General features: G+C 54.6%; 1 protein-coding gene. It reads left to right on the top strand.

Annotated elements, in window-relative coordinates; genetic code table 11:
* Positions 1 to 249 (top strand): translation initiation factor IF-3 (infC, locus tag SB751_RS33625; protein ID WP_410749447.1); only part of this gene is annotated, 249 nt, incomplete at both ends.

Raw genomic sequence — 249 nt, 5'->3', positions numbered from 1 at the left:
CTGCGAAGAAGAACCAGAAGCAGATTCAGGTTAAAGAAATCAAGTTTCGTCCAGGGACGGAGGAAGGGGATTACCAGGTAAAACTGCGCAACCTGGTACGTTTCCTGAGTGACGGGGACAGGGCCAAGGTATCCTTGCGATTCCGCGGCCGTGAGATGGCCCACCAGGAGCTGGGGATGGAACTCCTCAAGCGGGTTGAAGCTGACCTGCAAGAGTACGGTTCGGTCGAACAGCATCCTAAGATGGAAG

This window comes from Cupriavidus sp. SIMBA_020, assembly GCF_046535395.1.
Taxonomy (GTDB): Bacteria; Pseudomonadota; Gammaproteobacteria; order Burkholderiales; family Burkholderiaceae; genus Cupriavidus; species Cupriavidus campinensis.
The sequence above is the reverse complement of the archived record's forward strand: the minus strand, read 5'-3'. Positions and strand labels throughout refer to the sequence as shown.